The organism is Vibrio inusitatus (assembly GCA_024346935.1).
Lineage (GTDB): Bacteria > Pseudomonadota > Gammaproteobacteria > Enterobacterales > Vibrionaceae > Vibrio > Vibrio inusitatus.
This window is the reverse complement of record AP024878.1, coordinates 2,529,018-2,549,184: the sequence shown is the minus strand read 5'-3', so window position 1 is coordinate 2,549,184 and position 20,167 is coordinate 2,529,018. Positions and strand designations below refer to the sequence as shown.

General features: G+C 43.3%; 14 protein-coding genes. 9 read left to right on the top strand and 5 right to left on the bottom strand.

Annotated elements, in window-relative coordinates; all coding sequences use genetic code 11:
• Positions 1-62: 62 nt before the first annotated feature.
• The 4 genes from leuD to leuA all read right to left on the bottom strand — a co-directional run bounded on the left by leuD (position 63) and on the right by leuA (position 4,843).
• Positions 63-665, bottom strand: coding sequence for a 3-isopropylmalate dehydratase small subunit (gene leuD / locus OCU48_RS11660; RefSeq protein ID WP_141344862.1), 603 nt, complete (start codon positions 663-665; stop codon positions 63-65).
• Between the two features lie 11 nt (positions 666-676).
• Positions 677-2,083: a 3-isopropylmalate dehydratase large subunit gene (leuC, locus tag OCU48_RS11655; RefSeq protein WP_141344863.1), complete on the bottom strand. Its 1,407-nt coding sequence runs from the start codon at positions 2,081-2,083 to the stop codon at positions 677-679.
• A 50-nt stretch (positions 2,084-2,133) separates the two neighbouring features.
• A complete protein-coding gene (gene leuB, locus OCU48_RS11650; RefSeq protein ID WP_141344864.1) occupies positions 2,134-3,225 on the bottom strand; it encodes a 3-isopropylmalate dehydrogenase in 1,092 nt (363 codons plus the stop codon).
• 67 nt (positions 3,226-3,292) lie between these two features.
• A complete protein-coding gene (leuA, locus tag OCU48_RS11645; RefSeq protein WP_141344865.1) occupies positions 3,293-4,843 on the bottom strand; it encodes a 2-isopropylmalate synthase in 1,551 nt (516 codons plus the stop codon).
• A 428-nt stretch (positions 4,844-5,271) separates the two neighbouring features.
• On the opposite strand from leuA, the gene OCU48_RS11640 reads away from it, so the two are divergent.
• The 9 genes from OCU48_RS11640 (at position 5,272) to ilvN (ending at position 18,093) form a co-directional block, all read left to right on the top strand.
• Positions 5,272-5,925, top strand: coding sequence for a TetR/AcrR family transcriptional regulator (locus tag OCU48_RS11640; protein WP_141344866.1), 654 nt, complete (start codon positions 5,272-5,274; stop codon positions 5,923-5,925).
• Positions 5,922-7,247, top strand: a complete 1,326-nt coding sequence (locus OCU48_RS11635; RefSeq protein ID WP_141344867.1) for an efflux RND transporter periplasmic adaptor subunit — start codon at positions 5,922-5,924, stop codon at positions 7,245-7,247. Before OCU48_RS11640 ends, OCU48_RS11635 begins: the two co-directional genes overlap by 4 nt.
• Positions 7,244-10,351: an efflux RND transporter permease subunit gene (locus OCU48_RS11630; protein ID WP_141344868.1), complete on the top strand. Its 3,108-nt coding sequence runs from the start codon at positions 7,244-7,246 to the stop codon at positions 10,349-10,351. Before OCU48_RS11635 ends, OCU48_RS11630 begins: the two co-directional genes overlap by 4 nt.
• Positions 10,352-10,487: 136 nt before the next feature.
• Positions 10,488-11,045, top strand: a complete 558-nt coding sequence (locus tag OCU48_RS11625) for a phosphatase PAP2 family protein (RefSeq protein WP_141344869.1) — start codon at positions 10,488-10,490, stop codon at positions 11,043-11,045.
• 3 nt (positions 11,046-11,048) lie between these two features.
• The gene (locus OCU48_RS11620) at positions 11,049-12,107 is read left to right on the top strand and encodes an MJ1255/VC2487 family glycosyltransferase (RefSeq protein ID WP_141344870.1); all 1,059 of its coding nucleotides are present in this window, start codon (positions 11,049-11,051) and stop codon (positions 12,105-12,107) included.
• A gap of 378 nt (positions 12,108-12,485) precedes the next feature.
• The gene (gene leuO / locus OCU48_RS11615) at positions 12,486-13,454 is read left to right on the top strand and encodes a transcriptional regulator LeuO (protein WP_141344871.1); all 969 of its coding nucleotides are present in this window, start codon (positions 12,486-12,488) and stop codon (positions 13,452-13,454) included.
• Positions 13,455-13,683: 229 nt separating this feature from the next.
• A complete protein-coding gene (locus OCU48_RS11610; protein WP_141344872.1) occupies positions 13,684-15,522 on the top strand; it encodes an AMP-dependent synthetase/ligase in 1,839 nt (612 codons plus the stop codon).
• A 353-nt stretch (positions 15,523-15,875) separates the two neighbouring features.
• Positions 15,876-17,597, top strand: coding sequence for an acetolactate synthase 3 large subunit (locus OCU48_RS11605; RefSeq protein ID WP_141344873.1), 1,722 nt, complete (start codon positions 15,876-15,878; stop codon positions 17,595-17,597).
• Position 17,598: 1 nt separating this feature from the next.
• On the top strand, positions 17,599-18,093 hold the full coding sequence (ilvN, locus tag OCU48_RS11600) for an acetolactate synthase small subunit (protein WP_141344874.1): 495 nt from the start codon (positions 17,599-17,601) through the stop codon (positions 18,091-18,093).
• Between the two features lie 482 nt (positions 18,094-18,575).
• On the opposite strand, the gene pykF is transcribed toward ilvN, so the two are convergent.
• Positions 18,576-19,988: a pyruvate kinase PykF gene (gene pykF / locus OCU48_RS11595; RefSeq protein WP_141344875.1), complete on the bottom strand. Its 1,413-nt coding sequence runs from the start codon at positions 19,986-19,988 to the stop codon at positions 18,576-18,578.
• Between the last annotated feature and the right edge of the window lie 179 nt (positions 19,989-20,167).

Genomic DNA, 20,167 nt, shown 5'->3' with positions numbered 1-20,167 from the left:
GAAAAAAAGGCCTTGTATAAACAAGACCTTTCAATTGAGAACTCTATTTCAACAAATTGTATTTAACGCATAAATGCAGGGATATTGTTCTCGTACTCTGTGATTTTTTCAGCATGCTGAAGAGTCAAACCAATGTTATCTAAGCCATTGAGCAGACAGTGACGACGGAACTCATCAATTTCAAAGCTGTACTGCTTGTCATTAGCGGTAACTAGCATCGCTTCTAAATCTACCGTCACTTCAGCACCTTCGTTTGCATCAACAAAGGTGAATATTTCATCGACTTCTTGTTCCGTTAGGCGCACTGGAACCATCTGGTTGTTGATGGAGTTGCCATAAAAAATATCGGCAAAACTGGGTGCTATCATCACTTGAATGCCGTAGTCAGCTAGTGCCCAAGGTGCGTGTTCACGTGATGAGCCACAACCAAAGTTCTCGCGAGCCAGAAGGATACTTGCGCCCTTGTAACGAGGTTCATTCATTACAAACTCAGGGTTTGCTTGCTGACCAGCATCATCTAAGAAGCGCCAATCGTGGAACAAGTGCTGCCCAAAGCCCGTGCGCGTAACCTTTTGTAGAAATTGCTTTGGAATGATGGCATCTGTGTCCACATTCGCAGCGTCAAGAGGAACGACTAAGCCTGTATGTTGTTTAAAACCTGACATGTTATTTCCTCTTACTGCTGTTCAAAAGTGCGAATATCGACAAAATGACCAGCGATTGCTGCTGCCGCGGCCATTGCTGGGCTAACTAGATGCGTACGACCTTCACGGCCTTGGCGTCCCTCAAAGTTACGGTTACTGGTAGAGGCACAACGCTCTTTTGGACCCAAGCGGTCGTTATTCATAGCAAGGCACATTGAACAGCCCGGTAGGCGCCACTCAAAGCCCGCGTCGATAAAGATCTTATCTAGACCTTCTGCTTCTGCCTGAGCTTTTACTTGCTCGGAGCCGGGAACGATTAGCGCTTGAACGTGACTCGCTACTTGGCGACCCTGTGCAACTTTTGCCGCTGCGCGCATGTCTTCAATTCGAGAGTTGGTACAAGAGCCCACAAACACCTTATCGACAGGGTAATCAGAAAGTGATTTGCCTGCTTCTAGTCCCATATAAGCGAGAGCTTTTTCCGCAGAGGCTTTCTCTACAGGGTCGCTGAAGCTTGTCGGATTAGGGATCGGTGTATCCACTGAGATAACCTGACCTGGGTTCGTTCCCCATGTAACTTGAGGTTTTATCTCTGTAGCATCTAGTGTCACTACAGCATCAAACTCAGCGTCATCATCGGTTTTTAGGCTCGACCAGTATGAAACGGCCTCATCCCAATCATTGCCTGTTGGTGCAAACTTGCGTCCTTTGATGTAATCAAAGGTAGTTTGATCTGGAGCGACTAGGCCAGCTTTAGCACCTAGTTCAATCGCCATATTACAGACTGTCATGCGACCTTCCATCGATAAGTCTGTAATGGCTTCACCACAGAATTCAACCACATAGCCAGTACCACCGGCAGCCGTTGTTTTACCGATAATAGCAAGTACGATGTCTTTGGCGGTAATGCCCTCTGCAACCTTACCCTTAACCTCAATCTTCATGGTTTTAGCACGAGATTGTTTTAGCGTTTGAGTGGCAAGTACATGTTCAACTTCAGATGTACCGATGCCAAACGCGATAGAGCCAAATGCGCCATGAGTCGCAGTATGAGAATCACCACAAACGATAGTCATGCCAGGAAGAGTAATACCAAGCTCAGGGCCCATTACGTGCACAATACCTTGATATTTATGGTTTAAATCATAAAGGCGAACGCCAAACTCAGCACAGTTGCGAGATAATGTTTCCATTTGGATGCGAGCCATTTCACCAGAGGCATTGATGTCTTTGGTGGTAGTGGATACGTTGTGATCCATAGTGGCGAAGGTTTTGCTTGTTTGACGTACGCGACGTCCTTTTTCACGCAGACCATCAAACGCTTGTGGTGAGGTCACTTCATGAACTAGATGGCGATCAATGTACAAGATTGGGTTTTCACCCTTTGCTTCTACAGCAATGTGCGCATCGTAGATTTTTTCGTATAAGGTTTTAGCCATTATTCTTTCCTTTTTCTTTCACAAATGAATGCGAAGGAAATTAATCTATTTTAAGAGTTACGAACGTATTCAGCGATTTTATCGCCCATCTCTGAAGTCGTTAGCGCAGTTTTTTCGCCAGCAAGATCTGCAGTAAGCTCACCTGCGGCCAATGCTTTAGATACTGCGTTTTCGATATCTTTTGCTGCGGCTTCTTCACCTAGGCTGTAGCGCAACATTAGAGCGGCAGATAGGATTTGGGCGACTGGGTTAGCGATGTTTTTGCCAGCAATATCAGGAGCACTGCCGCCAGCAGGTTCATATAGACCAAAGTTACTTTCGTTCAGACTTGCTGAAGGTAACATACCCATTGAACCCGTGATCATTGCGCATTCGTCAGAGATGATGTCGCCAAAGATGTTTGAGCACAACATGATGTCGAATTGAGATGGGTCTTTGATAAGCTGCATAGTCGCGTTATCGATGTACATGTGGTTCAGTTCAACATCAGGGAAGTCTTTTGCTACTTCTTCTACAACTTCACGCCAAAGAATAGAGCTTTGTAGAACATTCGCTTTGTCGATGGAGTAAACGTTTTTCCCACGCAGGCGAGCAGACTCAAATGCGATACGCGCAATACGCTCAATCTCATAGCGATGGTAAACCTCAGTATCAAATGCTTTCTCATTTGCACCTTCGCCTTCGCGCCCTTTCGGCTGACCAAAGTAAATACCACCAGTTAATTCACGAACCACGACAATATCGAAGCCACGCTCTGAGATGTCTGCACGAAGCGGAGAGAAATTCTCTAAGCCTTTGTGGATTTGTGCGGGACGCAAGTTACAGAACAGTTGGAAATGTTTACGTAGAGGAAGTAGGGCACCACGCTCAGGTTGATCATTTGGAGGTAGGTTTTCCCACTTAGGGCCACCTACAGATCCAAACAAGATAGCATCAGAAGCTTCACAGCCGTTTAGCGTTGACTCTGGTAATGGCGAGCCATGATTGTCGATAGCAATACCACCTACATCATGCTCACTACGCTCAAACTTAATAGAGTGCTTGCTTTCAATTGCATCAAGAACTTTATGAGCTTGTTGCATTACTTCTGGGCCAATGCCGTCACCGGGTAAAACGGCAATCTTGTAAGATTTATCTGCCATGAAATGGTCTTCCTTAAAATTATAAATGTTGAGCAGCCCCTTGCGAAAATAAACAAGGGGCGAAGTATTAAACGGTTTCTGTGTTTCTTTTCTGCTTCATCACTTCGATTTGATCGGCACGATGAATACTATTAATTACATGAAGTAATGCTTGTCCCGATGCTTCTACGATATCGGTAGCTAGGCCTGTACCGTGATATTTACGCCCTTTATAATTGGCAATGATATCTGCCTGACCTAAACCATCTTCGCCTTCACCTTTCGCTGTAAGGTCGAACTTATCTAGGTCAATTTCATAACCCGTTAAGCGGTAAATACATTGATAAAGGGCATCAACAGGGCCGTTGCCCACTGCAGCTTCGCATTTTTCTTCATCACCACACTGTAATTTGATACTAGTGGTTGCCATTACACTACCAGACTGAACGCTCAAGTAGTTAAGCTTGAAGAAGTCATCTTCGTCACGAAGGTTTGCAAAGTGCATCAGAGCTTCAAGGTCGTAGTCGAATACTTGACCTTTACGATCGGCTAATTTCAAGAAGTCAGCGTACAAAGTATCTAGTTGATACTCTTCTTCTTTATACCCCATGCTATCCATATGGCTCTTCACCGCAGCGCGGCCAGAGCGACTAGTTAGGTTCAACGCTTGGTTTTTAAGGCCGATAGACTCAGGAGTCATGATCTCGTAGGTATTTTTATTCTTCAGCATGCCATCTTGATGGATACCTGAGGAGTGGCTAAAGGCATTAGCACCTACAATCGCTTTGTTTGCTTGCACTGGCATATTACAAAGCTGAGAAACCAATTTGCTGGTACGGTGAATTTCATCGTGTTTAAGGTTGGTTTGAACACCAAGGAAGCTTTCACGAGTTTTGATGATCATCGCAATTTCTTCTAATGAACAGTTACCCGCACGTTCACCGATACCATTGATAGTCCCTTCGATCTGACGAGCACCTGCCTGTACTGCCGCAATAGAGTTAGCTACAGACATACCTAAGTCATCATGACAGTGCACAGAGATAATCGCTTTATCGATATTCGGTACACGATTAAACAGGGTTTCGATGATGCTGCCAAATTCATTAGGAACGGTATAGCCCACAGTATCAGGAATATTGATTGTGTTGGCACCTGCATTGATTGCAGATTCCACCATACGACATAGATTATCGATAGGGGTACGACCTGCATCTTCACAAGAAAACTCAACATCATCAGTGTATTTACGTGCATGTTTTACTGCATTTACACCCATTTCAATGACATCATCATAGCTACGACGAAGCTTGTCTTGAACATGAATGGTTGAAGTTGAGATAAAGGTATGAATTCGGAACTGGTCCGCAACCTTTAGCGCCTCTGCAGCGGCGTCGATATCTTTAGCTACTGCGCGAGACAGTGCACAGATACGACTGTTTTTGATGTGCTTAGCAATGGTTTGTACTGACTCAAAATCACCTGGAGAGGAAATAGGGAAGCCAGCTTCAATAACATCCACACCCAAGCGCTCGAGTGCATAGGCAATCTGTAGTTTCTCTTTGACAGTTAAGCTCGCAGAGAGTGCTTGCTCGCCATCTCGTAGTGTGGTGTCAAAGACAATGACCTTATCGCTCATGTTGGCATCCTTTTTCCAGCGTTGTGATTAAATTTCAGCATAAAAAAACCCGCATTCAAGTTGCGGGTTTTATCAATCTTGGTGGTGTTTTTCGCCCACTAGCAACCCGCGTGTTTAAGTCACGATCAGGAGGAGGAGCAGAGAAGTTGAAACACCAAATTTCATAATAGAAAAACAATCCACCAATTAAGTTAACAAATTAATACCGCAATTCGCTTGTAAGCGTCAAGGGGTAAGTGGAATAAATCTTCAACATTTCTTCAAAATTAGATTTACAGGTAAAGATTGCTATCTCAATTTCATCTTTAACGCATTGATTAAGCTAAATTAATCACTTTTATTGTTTTTGATTAATTTAACTCCTCTCTATTTCCGTATTACGTCACTATAATTAATCAATTGAGTAATTAAAGAGTGATTGGAATTCGATGTCTAGAAAGGCGGGTCGCCCAGCTGAAAAAACGGAGGCGAGAGAGTGTCTCATTCAGAGCGCCAAATTGCTGTTTAGCAGTATGCCCTATGAAAAAGTATCAACGCGCCTGATTGCAGAAAAGGCAGGGGTAAATTCAGCCATGATTCGTTATTACTTTAGCAATAAAGAAGGTCTGTTTGAGGCCATGATAAATTCAGTAATGACACCGATACTTGAAAGCATGCGTAGGCATAAGCAAAGTCCAAGCTCACAATCTTTAGAGAGCATCATGCGTGTTCACTATCAGGTCATGAGTAAAGACCCAGAGTTTCCTCGCATGCTTACGCGTATAATGATGCAACCTTCTTCGGAAGTTCAGCGTCAAGTGACGGAAAAGCTATTTGATCAACTCGTAGGTACTCTGGGTGATGATCTGCTCTTTAGCCAAAATAAACACAATGTATTTCGTTCGGACTTAGATGTTAAGAAGTGCAAGCTTACTTTCATCAGTATGCTGATGTTTCCCTTTATCTCACCGCCGGCAATACTGGAAAAGCATCAAATTGAACTCACCCCAAGCTTTCTAGAAGAGATGCTTCAACATAACCTCAGTGTTATCGCATCAGGAATGATAAATACCAAGGTTCAGAGCCAGGACAACAATCAATGAAACTTAACCGAAAACTGCTTTTCTTCCCCGCACTTGCTGTCGGAATCATCACTCTTGTTGTAATGATTGAAACTCGCCCTGATGTTCCAACTAAGCCGGCGGGAGACAGAGCGAGGCCTGTTGAAGTCATGATAATGACTCCAGTCTCTATGGCCCCAGAGGCCATAGGATTTGGACAGGTATCTCCTAAGTTTGAATGGAAGGCAATTGCAGAGGTTACCGGTAAGGTCGTTTATCGAAATCCAGACCTTGAACGCGGACGCATCCTAACCGCGGGCACTGAAGTGCTTAGGATTGACCCGTTAGATTACGAATTAAAACTGATTCAAGCTAAAGCGGACCTAGGTTCCAGTGAAACCCAACTTAAAAAATTGGCTCTAGAAAACAGTAACAATAAGAACAGTTTAAAAATTGAAAAGAACCGCTTAAAGCTAGCCGAAACAGAACTCAAGCGTATTCAAGATTTGAGAAGCAAGAAAGTGGCTTCTCAGTCTGACGTTGATGCACAGCAACAAACATATCTTGCACAGCAGAAGTTGGTTCAAGATATTGAAAATCAGATGGCGCTGTATCCTGATGAAACAAAAGTCGCAGAGGCACTAATCGAAGTCAATCAAGCCAAAGTGAAAGAGGCAGAACGTTCCCTTGAAAAAACCAGTATTGTTCTTCCTCGTGATTTACGAATTTCGTCGGTCGATATCGAGCTTAATCAGGTAGTGAACCTACAACAAGAAATGATAGTCGCGCAAGGACTAGACGTAATGGAGGTTGAGGCTCAGCTTTCTATCCATGATATGCAACTGCTAGTGCAAAGTCTTGAAGCGAAAGAGCGTGATGCAGTGGGTTCTCCGCTGCCAAGTTTTTCTCGTCTTCATGCAGAGGTCACTTTATCCAGTGGTAATCTGGAAGCCACGTGGCCGGCTAAAGTTGCAAGAGTGAGTGATTCTATCGACCCTACTCAAGCAACAGCAGGTGTTATTCTAGAGGTTAAGCAAGACTATAGTCAGCTATCTCCGAGTGGCACACCACCAATGGTCAGTGGCATGCTGGTTCGAGCTAAAATCGAGGGGACTGAATCTGCTGCTTGGGTAATCCCAGAGCGAGCTTTGCATGGCGATAAGGTTTATTTATTCGAAGACAGTAAGTTAAAAATATTATCAGTAACCGTACTGTATCGACGTGACCAGCAGGTGATTGTTGATGGTGATTTCTCTGATGGGGATACTTTGATTCTTAACGATTTGTTGCCAGCGATCCCCGGGATGTTACTGAAGCTTGAAACCCTTGACGATGATCCAAAGTCTTTGGAGGGTGACGCGTGATTCGTTTTTTTGCAAGGCACCCAACAGCTGCCAACTTATTGATGCTGTTTATCTTTCTGGTAGGTGTTCTTACTTTGCCTACGATCAAACGAGAAACATTTCCTGAGTTTTCTCCCCCTTACATTATGGCGACCATTGTCTACCCTGGTGCTTCGCCAATGGAAGTGGAAGAGAGTTTGTGTGTCAGGATGGAAGATGCCGTAGATGGATTGTCCAACATTGAAGAAACCACCTGTGAGGCTATCGAAGGTAGCGCTCGACTGACGTTAAAGCTCGATAATTCAGCGGATATTGGTCGTATGCTGGTGGATGTGCAAACGCAAATTAACTCCATCAATGACTTTCCAGACGAGATAGAATCTCCAATGGTGCAAGAGCTTGATTGGAATGAGCCCGTGGTAGATGTTGCGATTACTGCCGATACTAGTTGGCCAGAGTTAAAGGCTTACGCAGAAAGTCTGAAACGCACTATGAAGCTGGATTATGGCGTATCACTGGTTGATGTTTCAGGTTTTTCTGATCATCAATATCGCGTCGAACTCAATACTTACATCATGCGTCAGCTTGGACTGAGCGTAAATGATATCGCATTACAAATTGGGAAACAGAACGTAAAACTGCCTAGTGGTAATGTGGAGACTCCGGATAAAAATTTACTGATTCGTTTTGATGAAAGGCGTATTACTCCACAGCAACTAGAGAGTCTTGTTGTGGGTTCTGGGCCCAATGGTTCTATTGTGCGACTGCGTGATGTAGCGACCATCACTGATCGTTTTGAGTTGGATGAGCAGAAGGTGCTGTTTGACGAAAAGCCTTCGGCAATACTCAAAGTAAGTAAAAATAAAGAAGATGATGCCCTTAGGATCAAAGACAATGTAGTCCGTTTTGTTGAAGATCAGCGCGCTATTGCGCCCGATGGAGTCACAATCGAGATGACCAATGATCTTTCATCTGTGCTCTGGGACCGACTGAGCATGATGGTGCGTAATGGTTGGCAAGGCATTGTTTTAGTATTTGCAACTATGTGGCTGTTCTTTAGTTTGCGATATTCATTCTGGGTTGCTGCAGGTCTTCCAGTTGCTTTCTTAGGTGGTATTTTCATGATGGCAAATCTGGGGATTTCCATCAATATTATGTCGCTGGTTGGTTTACTGATGGCCATCGGTATCATGATGGATGATGCTATCGTGATAGCCGAGTCGATAGCCTCGCACCTTGATCGAGGGCAAAGCATTGATGATGCGGTAATCAACGGTGTGAAAAAGGTTCTCCCCGGAGTTGTATCTTCATTTCTAACCACAGTATGCATTTTTGGCAGCTTGTTGTTCTTAGATGGCGAGATGGGTGCGGTACTAAAAGCGGTGCCACAAGTTCTGATTCTAGTGTTAAGCATCAGTCTTATAGAGGCTTTTTTGATCTTGCCACATCACTTAGCGCATTCACTACACGGAGCTAAGAAAGAGCGCCCAGATCTGCGCTTTAAAACGGTATTTCTGCAGAAGTTTGAGCAGTTTCGTAATGGGCCGTTAGTTCGTGCAGTGGATAAGGCGGTTGAGTATCGATACCTATTTATGGGCTCGGTTATCGCAGCCTTGCTCATTTCTATTTCTTTGCTTGCAGGTGGTCACCTCAAGTTCGTACCTTTTCCTGAGTTGGATGGAGATATAGCTGAAGCCCGAATCATACTACCTCCTGGTGCGTCACTGAGCCAAACTGAAAAGGTAGTCGATCGACTGGTTAAATCTGCAGAAAGGCTTGATAAGGAATGGACCGAAAAAGTCGAAAATGGCGTCCCCTTGATTCAACACATTACCGCAAGCTTTAATAGCAATGCTGATGCCAATGAATCAGGCCCGCACATTGCAACGGTTCGTCTAGACCTGCTTGGCGCTGAAGTGCGAAATACTATCCTTGATGACTTTATTGATGCTTGGCGCGAAGATGCAGGGGAAATGGCTGCGCCTATTTCGCTGGTATTTAAGCAACCGACTATGGGGCCTGGTGGACGAGCAATAGAGATCCGTTTGCAGCATGATGATCTTGAGTCACTTAAGGCAGCCTCAGTAGAGATACAGTCTTACCTGAATGAATTTGATGGTGTGCATGGCGTGCTTGATGATATGCGAATGGGTAAAGAAGAAGTTTTGGTTAAATTGCGTCCTGGTGCTGAAACCTACGGCGTGAACGGGCAGATGATTGCAAGCCAGTTACGTGCAGCCTTTTATGGTGAAACGGCGGATGAGATCCAGATTGGTGTTGAGAATATTAAGATTGAGGTGCGTTTAGACAAGGAGGAGGCGGGCAATCTTGAGCGTCTGGCTAACTTCCCAATTATCATGCCAGATGGGGCTCAGATCCCTCTTGCAACCTTAGCAAGCTTCGACTTTCAGCGTAATTATGTGCGCATTCAGCGGATTAACGGTATGCGAACGGTGGCGGTATTTAGTGATTTAGACACATCAAAGGCTAGTTCTGGGGAGATTATCAATAAGTTCAAAACACAGGAACTTGCTAAGCTTCAGCAGAAGTACCCTGGTATTCGTGTCGATTTTGAAGGAGAGTCTAAAGACACAGCAAAGACCGGTTCATCGATGGGTAAAGGCTTCTTAGTTGGCTTGTTTGGGGTATTTGCTATATTGAGTTATCAATTCCGTAGCTATCTTGAACCTTTTGTCGTCATGCTAGCAATACCGTTAGCCTTCATTGGGGTTATTTGGGGACATTTCCTACTGGGTCACAATATGAGTATGCCAAGTATTATGGGATTTGTTTCTCTTGCGGGGATTGTGGTCAATGATTCTATTCTTTTAGTTCAGTACATACGCTTTCATGTAGACGATGGGGATACAGTGCATGATGCAGTGGTTAAAGCGAGTAAAGAGCGTTTCCGAGCGGTATTTATTACTTCGCTGACAACTGCAGCGGGTTTATTGCCCTTGCTACTGGAAACAAGTCTACAGGCTCAGGTTATTCAACCTCTGGTGATATCAATAGTATTTGGCATCTTTGCTTCAACAGTTTTGGTACTGTTCATGGTTCCTTGCGCTTATTCCATACTGGCGGACTTTGGCAAGGTATCTAAGCATGAGAATCTTAATGCATAACTATCAATGATTTAGTTTGAGTACATCAAAAAGTGTTTGAAATGTAACCTCAGGTCAAACAAAACGTCACCTTCTTGTCATTTAACTTCCTTAGTTTGGGCATTAACCCATTGGGGTAGTTGATAAGGAAGGCGACATGAGTAGTTTTGATATAGAAAGTCAGGGTATACAACGATTAAACCCGATCGTTCGTTTTGATCTCGCGTTTTCACTGTTCTGTCTTGAACATAGATTCGCTTCTCAAGTAGGCTTATTTAGCAGGGCCATCTCTCATTCTGGAGATGGTCATCTCTACGCAGCAATAGCTCTGATTGCTTGGGTTGCTGATTCGACTATCGGCAGCCTTTTTCTTGCCTGCGGTCTGATTTCGTTTGTAATTGAGTTGCCTATTTATTGGATTGCAAAGAATAGCTTTCGCCGCCGCCGCCCCCATGATTTATCCTCTAGATTAACCAATTTTATTGAGCCTTCTGATAAGTACAGTATGCCGTCAGGCCATACTGCTGCTGCGACTATTATGGCGGTGCTAACTTGTACTTTTTTCCCCAGTTTAGTTGTGATAGCGGTGGTTTGGGCTGGTCTCATTGCACTATCTCGAATTCTACTGGGCGTTCATTTCTTTAGCGATATCGTTGCTGGTGTGATGCTGGGCTTAGCCAGTTCATTCACCGCAATGGCAATCGTAGGAGTGTAACTTGTGAAGATACTCTATGGCGTGCAAGGCACCGGAAATGGACACATCGCTCGAGCTAGGGCGATGGCTGAAGCCTTTCAAAAGCAAGATGGGATTCAGGTCGACTTTGTGTTTTCGGGCAGAGAAAGAGAAAAGTACTTCTCAATGGAGTCTTTTAATGGTTATCGTTCTTTTTCTGGACTCACATTTAACTCTCATTGTGGCAAAGTAGATTATATAAAAACGGCTACCAATAATAATTTGCTGGAGTTGTTCCAAGACATTAATAGCTTAAATGTCAAAGACTACGACCTAGTACTGAATGACTTTGAGCCTATCTCTGCGTGGGCAGCTAAGAAGCACAAAGTGCCTTGCATTGGAATCAGTCATCAGAATGCGTTTCGTTTTCAGGTTCCAAAGAAAGGGTTTGGCTTGATGGATAAAACGATTATTCATCACTTCGCCCCTTCAGACTTCCAACTTGGCCTGCATTGGTATCACTTTGAGCAACCTATCTTGCCACCAATTGTTCACACTTGTGCGCAAAATACAGTAACTGAAGAAGCGTTTATTTTAGTATATTTACCATTTGAGGATTTAAAACAAGTCGCAGATTTGTTGCAGCGTTTTTCTGATCATTCCTTTCGCTGTTATCACCCGGACGTAAGAGATGCAGATGACATTGGGAATGTGCAGTTCCGTCCTCTGTCATTTTCTTCATTTCAGGGCGACCTTTCTCGTTGCCAGGGAGTGATTGCGAACGGTGGATTTGAATTGCCATCAGAGGCTCTCTCATTGGGGAAAAAACTACTGCTTAAACCTCTTAATGGACAATTTGAACAGCAAAGCAATGTGGCTACTTTGGAATATCTTGGCTTGGGTTCGGCAATGCTAGAATTAGAAGCTGGAACAATACGAAAGTGGTTAGGCGAGCAAAAACCGGACCCAATTCGTTATCCTGATGTTGCAGGGGCTATTTCTGATTGGGTGATAGAAGGAGACTGGCATCAGCAGGAAGCATTGAGCCAAAAACTGTGGAAGCAAGTCGATTTCCCTAGTCATATAACACATCTATTGGATTGAATAATTCTCATCATCTGTTCTCACTTCTTTAATGGTAAATGGCCATTTTTTGATAGTCGCTTACCATTTTTATCGCATGCTGCTTTCACCAATGGCTGTTTTTTGTCTAATTATTCATCACAAAATCTGATTTAGATTTTTTTATGATTACATTAAGTTATTGTTATTTATGTTGAATTCGTTTTTGTTGATAAAATGTACTCATTCTTTATCAATTTACTTGTTCAGTGGTGATGATTTGAAACATATTAGCGCTATTGAATATTCACCCCGTTGATGATTCGCAGGTCAGTAAGTAGTTTAGTAATTGTTTTTTTGATACGAGCTATACAGTAAAACTGACTCGCGGTTGGCTAAATAGAATAAAGAGAAGAGTATATGTTAACTAGCAATTCACATGATTGGCAGCAAGGATTAGCTCACCAAGGAACAACCTTACGTGGAGTCGATTTAAATCTGCTGACAGTGTTTGATGCAGTTATGCGAGAGCAAAATATCACTCGTGCAGCGAAAAATCTGAACATGTCTCAACCTGCGGTAAGTAATGCAGTAGCGCGCTTAAAGGTAATGTTTAAAGACGATCTATTTATGCGTCAAGGCCGTGGTATTTCTCCAACTCTTCGTGCTCGTCAATTGTTTGTTCCTGTTCGTCAGGCACTACAGTTGGTTAAGAATGAATTGCCTGGTGCTGTATTTGATCCAGCAACATCGACAAATACATTCTCTATTGCAATCGGAACACCTAATGACGTTCGCTTTGCACCTCAACTTATTAAAAACACGACTGAGAAAGCACCTAACGTTAAGTTAAACCTAGACTCGCTGGGTGGTGTTTCGTTACACGAGAAGCTCAAGCAACAAGAGCTAGATTTTGTGATTGATTATACTTGTTTCGAACAACCTGGTTTTGTGAGTACAGAACTTTACAGCGATGAGCTTGTGGTCATTTGTGCAAAGGATCATCCTCGCCTAGGCAATAATCAGCAGATCTCTATAGAACAGCTTCAAGCTGAACAACATGCATGTTTGTCTCCAACTAGCGATGTGATGGGTTTGAGTAATCGAATCTATAAGAACTTAGAAGTGACCTCTTCATACCGAGGTGCGACATTAGGCAACTTGATCGCTGTCTCTGCGCAATCTGAACTTATTTGTGTTGTGCCGCGTTGGGTTAAAGACTTTTTTCCTACCAGTCTTGGTATTCATGCATTGCCATTCCCTAGTGAACTGGCTGAGATTAAGGCTTACCTGACATGGCATGAATCACGTGAAAATGATGAAGCACATGTGTGGATGAAAGAACAATTAATGACGGTTTGCACAGAAGTAGTTGCAAAAGATCGTTAGGGATCTTTAGCCAAAAATAGCGCATAAAATCATCAAGCATCAAAAAGTCGGTTTTTTGGTGCTTTTTTATTATCCATTTCCAAATACTGACTACTCTTACCAGTGAGTAAAAACCGGATTTATGTCCAAATTTGTATGATGAGAAAGCTATTAGAATTGCGTTTTATTTACCCGACTGTAAACTATGCGCTCACTCAGCTTACACTTGTAAGCCAAAAGGTAGAGGTTTATGACCAGTTCAGAGTTTCACATTGTAAAAAAGGTTCGCCAACAGGTTGTAGATGGAGGAGATCGCGCTGCACTCAAACATAAGGTTGATGGTGCTTGGTGCGATATTTCTTGGTCGCAATTTGGACAGCAAATGGACGCTGTTTCTATGGCACTTTTGGCTCAAGGATTGAGTGTTCAGGATAAGGTCGGTATCTATTCCAACAACATGCCAAAATGGACAATGGCAGATATAGGTGCATTACAAGCGCGTGTTGTAACCGTTCCTATTTATCCTACTAATACCGCAGAACAATCTGCTTACGTTATTCAAAATGCAGACGTTAAGGTGTTGTTCGTTGGTGAACAAGAACAATATGACGCATCTGTAGGTATCTTCGAGCAATGCGAACAGCTAGAGCTGATTGTTGCGATGTGCGACAACATCAAACTTGAAGATAATAGCTTCAGCCTTTCTTGGGATGACTTCCTTCAATGCTCAGAGCAGAAGAGCGATATTGATACGCTCAACAATGAATTTGAGCAGCGTCTTGCTGATGCAAATCTAGACGATCTTGTGACATTGATTTACACCTCAGGTACTACAGGTCAACCAAAGGGCGTGATGCTAGATTACGCAAACTTTGCCTCTCAATTAGAAGGGCATGTTGAGCGTTTGAATCTAACTAAAGATGATGTGTCTTTGTGCTTCTTACCTCTTTCGCATGTATTTGAGCGCGCCTGGACTATGTTTGTTCTTTATACGGGCGCAACCAATGCCTATTTGGTTGATACCATGCAGGTTAAAGATGCGTTGGGTGAGGTTAAGCCTACAGTGATGTGTGCTGTGCCTCGCTTCTATGAGAAGATTTTCTCTGCGATACATGAAAAAGTGTCTCGCTCTTCTTTTGTCAAAAAGGCGATGTTTACATGGGCTGTTAACATGGGTGCACGTATTGCGCTGTGTAAGCAGGAGGAACGTGAACCTTCTTATTTGCTTAAGCGTAGCCATGCTCTAGCGGATAAAATAGTACTGAGCAAGCTCAGAGCTCTACTAGGTGGCAACATTACGATGATGCCATGTGGCGGCGCAAAGCTTGATGAAACCATCGGTCGATTTTTCCATGCGCTAGGTTTGAACGTGAAGCTAGGCTACGGCATGACAGAAACAACGGCGACCGTTTCTTGTTGGGATGAGCCTGCATTTAACCCAGACTCTATCGGCACCTCAATGCCGGGAGCTCAAGTTAAGATCGGTGAAAACAACGAGATCTTAGTGCGTGGTCCTATGGTTATGCGTGGTTACTACAAGTTGCCAGAAGAGACAGCTAAAACCTTTGACGAACATGGCTTTTTGAAGACAGGAGATGCGGGTCATTTCGATGACAATGGAAACCTATTTATTACTGACCGAATCAAAGAGTTGATGAAGACCTCTGGTGGTAAGTACATCGCACCTCAAGTAGTAGAAGGTACTATTGGTAAAGACCACTTTATCGAACAAATTGCCGTTATCGCTGATACCCGTAAGTTTGTTTCGGCTTTGATCGTACCAAGCTTTGAAGCGCTAGAAGAACACGCCAAAGAGCTTAATATCAAATACCATGACAAGGTAGAACTACTAAAGCATAGCCAAATCGTTGAGATGCTTGAAGCTAGAGTCGCTGAACTACAGCAAAACTTAGCCAAATTTGAGCAAGTGAAAAAGTTCAAACTGCTACCTAAAGCTTTCTCTATGGAGAAGGGCGAACTGACTCCAACTCAGAAGCTTCGTCGCAAGGTTATCAATGATCGTTACCAAGACGAAATTGATGAAATGTACGATGAAAAGGGCAAGAGTAAATCAAAGCCTAAAAAGTAGTGAGTTAACTTGAGCAATTAGAGCCCGTCACTTTATTAAGTTGACGGGCTTTTTTTATTTAATGCGATTAAAAACAGTCAGTTAAGAATCATGAGTCATATCGATAAGCTTTTTTGTGATTTTTGTTAATGAAATGTGGTTTTTGCGTGGACAGCTACAGGTCAAAAACGGTATGGTGGGCAGGTTATCCCACGCCAGCTATGGCTGGTATGGGGACATAGTTGAGTTGTTGCTGAGAGCCTCAAACACTCAGCAATGATTAGGATACTTTTAGGCTACGAATAAGCCCTAGCTATGTAAAACCTAGCGGATAAGTGGACCAAACCTATTCGCAATTGGTAAGGAGAGATTTAATGGAAATGTTATCTGGCGCAGAAATGATCGTCCAATCATTGATCGAAGAAGAGGTAGAGCAGATCTTTGGCTACCCAGGCGGTTCGGTTCTCGATATCTACGACGCCCTTCATGCAAAGACTGACAAGATTAAGCATGTATTAGTACGCCATGAGCAAGCAGCAACTCACATGGCCGATGGCTATGCTCGCTCAACGGGTAAACCTGGCGTAGTGCTAGTGTGTTCTGGCCCTGGTGCAACGAATACCGTTACTGGTATAGCAACGGCTTATATGGACTCGATTCCAATGATTGTCATTTCAGGAAATGTGCCAAATAGCCTAATAGGTAATGATGCATTTCAAGAATGTGACATTGTAGGTGTATCGCGTCCTATCGTTAAACATAGCTTTTTAGTTAAGCGTGCAGAAGATATTGCCGAAACGGTTAAAAAAGCATTTTTCATCGCCTCTACAGGTCGTCCTGGACCTGTGGTTATTGATGTGCCAAAAGATGTCATGAATCCTCAAATAAAACTCCCTTACGAGTATCCTGAAACCATTAAAATGCGTTCTTATAATCCAACTACATCTGGACATAAAGGGCAGATCAAAAAGGCTTTGAAGGCCCTTTTAGCGGCGAAAAAGCCAGTGCTCTATGTTGGTGGTGGTGCAGTTATCTCAGAATCAGATAGATACCTAATTAGTTTGGCTGAGAAGCTGAACTTACCTGTGGTAAGCACCCTTATGGGCTTAGGGGCTTTCCCTGGGATGCATAGCAATTCTTTAGGTATGCTTGGCATGCACGGTACTTATGAAGCCAACATGGCGATGCACAATGCTGACCTTATCTTTGGTGTGGGGGTTCGGTTTGATGACCGTACCACCAATAATCTAGAAAAGTACTGTCCTAACGCCAAAGTTATTCATGTTGATATTGACCCTTCTTCTGTCTCTAAGAATGTTCGAGCAGACCTGCCGATCGTGGGCTCTGCGGACAAGGTTCTTGAGTGCATGGTGTCACTGCTGGAAAATCAAAATAGTGACAACGACAAAGAAGCCTTAGATCGCTGGTGGAGTGAGATTGCGACTTGGCGTGAACGTCAGTGCTTAGCTTACGAGACGTCGCCAGATAAAATTAAACCGCAACAGGTTATTGAAACACTACACAAACTGACTGATGGCGATGCATATGTTGCCTCTGATGTAGGTCAGCACCAGATGTTTGCAGCTCTCTACTATCCATTTAAACAGTCTCGTCGTTGGATTAACTCGGGCGGTCTTGGCACTATGGGCTTTGGCCTTCCTGCGGGAATGGGCGTTAAGTTTGCACACCCGGAAGAAGAGGTTGTTGTTGTGACTGGCGATGGCAGTATTCAAATGAATATCCAAGAGCTATCTACGGCGCTTCAATACGGCATTCCAGTAAAAATTATAAACCTAAATAACCGTTTCTTAGGAATGGTCAAGCAGTGGCAGGATATCATCTACGAAGGACGTCACTCAAATTCCTATATGACTTCAGTGCCTGATTTCGCGGCGATTGCCGAGGCCTATGGGCATGTGGGTATTCGTATTTCTTCCCCAGACGAACTCGAATCAGGTCTGCAAAAAGCATTGGACATGAAAGATCGCTTGGTATTTGTCGATATCAGCGTAGATGAAACAGAGCATGTGTATCCAATGCAGGTCAAAGGAGAAGGCATGGACAGTATGTGGTTAAGTAAAACGGAGAGAACCTAATATGAGACATATCATTTCCCTACTAATGGAAAACCAACCAGGTTCGCTGTCTCGAGTAGTGGGTCTGTTCTCACAACGTGGCTACAACATTGAATCCTTAACGGTATCACCGACAGATGATGAAACTCTTTCACGTTTAAATATCACAACAGAAACCAATGAACTGCAATTGGAGCAAATACAGAAACAACTGCATAAGTTGATTGACGTACTCAAAGTGCAAGAAGTTACCGAGTTTGAACATATTGAGCGCGAGCTTATGATGGTGAAGCTAAAGGCATCTGGATTTGCTCGAGCTGAAGTGAAGCGTACCGCTGATATCTTTCGTGGTCAGATTGTTGATGTCACAGCCTCTCAGTACACAGTACAACTGGCGGGTACTAGTGAGAAACTCGATGCCTTCATTAAAGCAGTATCTGAAATTACCGACGTCATAGAAGTTGCTCGAAGCGGAATCGTGGGTATTGCTCGTGGTGAAAGAGCATTGAAAGTATAGTTTTCATTTAAGAAGTGTTGAAAAGCGAGTACTTGCTAACTTAATGTATATCTAGCTTAACTTACTGAAAAATTAAACGTTTTATTTGTTTTTTAAGTCATCTCTATCACAGGGATGGCTTTTTTAATGCCTAGAACTTTGAGTTAGTGCAAGTAGTATGATTATTGTGATTGCATGGTGCTTTTTTGAACGATACACTGCGCTCAGTTTGAATGAACACAGTATCGCTGAGTGAGATAGGGATAGCGCAACTTTGTGATCATATCGAGGCGAAGTATGTTAAAAAATGCATTTGTAAGGTTAGTCGTTGGTGGGTTGTTGATGATGGCAGTAACGTTTAATGCTGTTTATTTTTTACCACTAGTGTTATTGATGAACACGCATCGAAGAGAGCTATTCTCTTACTAAGAACTGACTAACGATAGACATAAAAAAAAGAGAGCCAATTGGCTCTCTTTTTTGTATCTGTATCGAACTAAAAATTATAGTACGTGTACAGATGCAGTGTTAGTAGTACCTGAAGCAACTAGAGCGCCAGAAACCATAACTACGATGTCGCCTTTCTTACCAAAACCAGACTCAAGAGCGTACTCTTTACCGTTTTTGTAGAACTCATCAGTGCTGTCGATAGAATTAACAAGAACTGGACGAACACCCTTAGTAAGAACTAGCTGTGCAGCAGTCTTAGGGTTAGTAGTTAGAGCAACGATGCTTGCAGTTGGGAAGTACTTACGTACAGAACGTGCAGACTTGCCGCCTTCAGTAGCAACGATGATAAGTGGAGCAGCTAGTTTCTCAGCTGTGTCTACTGCACCTTTACATACTGCTTCAGTGATGCGTAGGCGTGGGCTGTCTAGACGAGAACCTAGTTCAGCTTTAAGCGCGCCGTCAGTACGGTTAGCGATTTGAGCCATGATAGCTACTGATTCAACTGGGTACTTACCTTTAGCAGTTTCACCAGAAAGCATTACTGCGTCAGTACCATCCATGATTGCGTTTGCAACGTCACCCGCTTCTGCGCGAGTTGGACGTGGGTTGCTGATCATAGAATCAAGCATTTGAGTTGCAGTGATAACAACTTTACGAGCGCGGTTACACTTCTCGATCATCATCTTCTGAGCGAAGATTACTTCTTCAGCTGGGATTTCAACACCTAGGTCGCCACGAGCAACCATGATGCCGTCAGAAGCTTCAAGGATAGCGTCAAAGTTATCAACACCTTCTTGGTTCTCGATCTTAGAAATGATGTGGATGTTTTCGCCACCGTTAGCGTTTAGAAGCTCGCGGATTTCTTTAACGTCTTCTTCTTTACGGATGAAAGAAGCAGCAACGAAATCAACGCCTTGCTCACAACCAAATTTAAGGTCAGCTTTGTCTTTTTCAGAAAGAGCAGGAAGCTGAACAGAAACGCCAGGAAGGTTAACACCTTTGTTTTCGCCTAGTGCGCCGTTGTTAAGAACTTTACACTTAACTTCAGTTTCAGAAGTAGAGATTACTTCCATTTCGATTAGACCGTCGTCTACTAGGATAGTGTTACCAGCAGTTAGGTCGTTTGCGAAACCAAGGTAAGTTACAGCAACGATGTCTTTGTTACCAACTACAGAAGCATCTGTAGTGAAAGTGAATTCTTGACCAGCTACTAGATCAACGTCATTGCCGTCTTCTAGTTTGATTGTACGGATTTCTGGACCTTTAGTGTCTAGAAGGATAGCTAGTTGCTTGCCTACGTTAGACATAACTTCGCGGTAGTTTTCGATACGCGCAGCGTGCTCTTCAAAGTTACCGTGAGAGAAGTTCAGGCGCATTACGTTCATGCCTGCATTTACTAGTTCAGTTAGCTTCTCTACAGATTCAGTTTTAGGGCCAATCGTACATACGATTTTGGTCTTTTTCATGGAAAATACTCTCCGGTAAGTATTACGTAAGTTTAAATAGGGTATTGGCGGCCATATTACTTCATTTGTAATTAAATTACAAAATTTACAGCGAGTCGTTATTTTGAGACTCAAAAAGTGTTTATTGGCAACCATGACGAAAAATTACGCATTATCGGTCGATTTCAGACCGACAATTG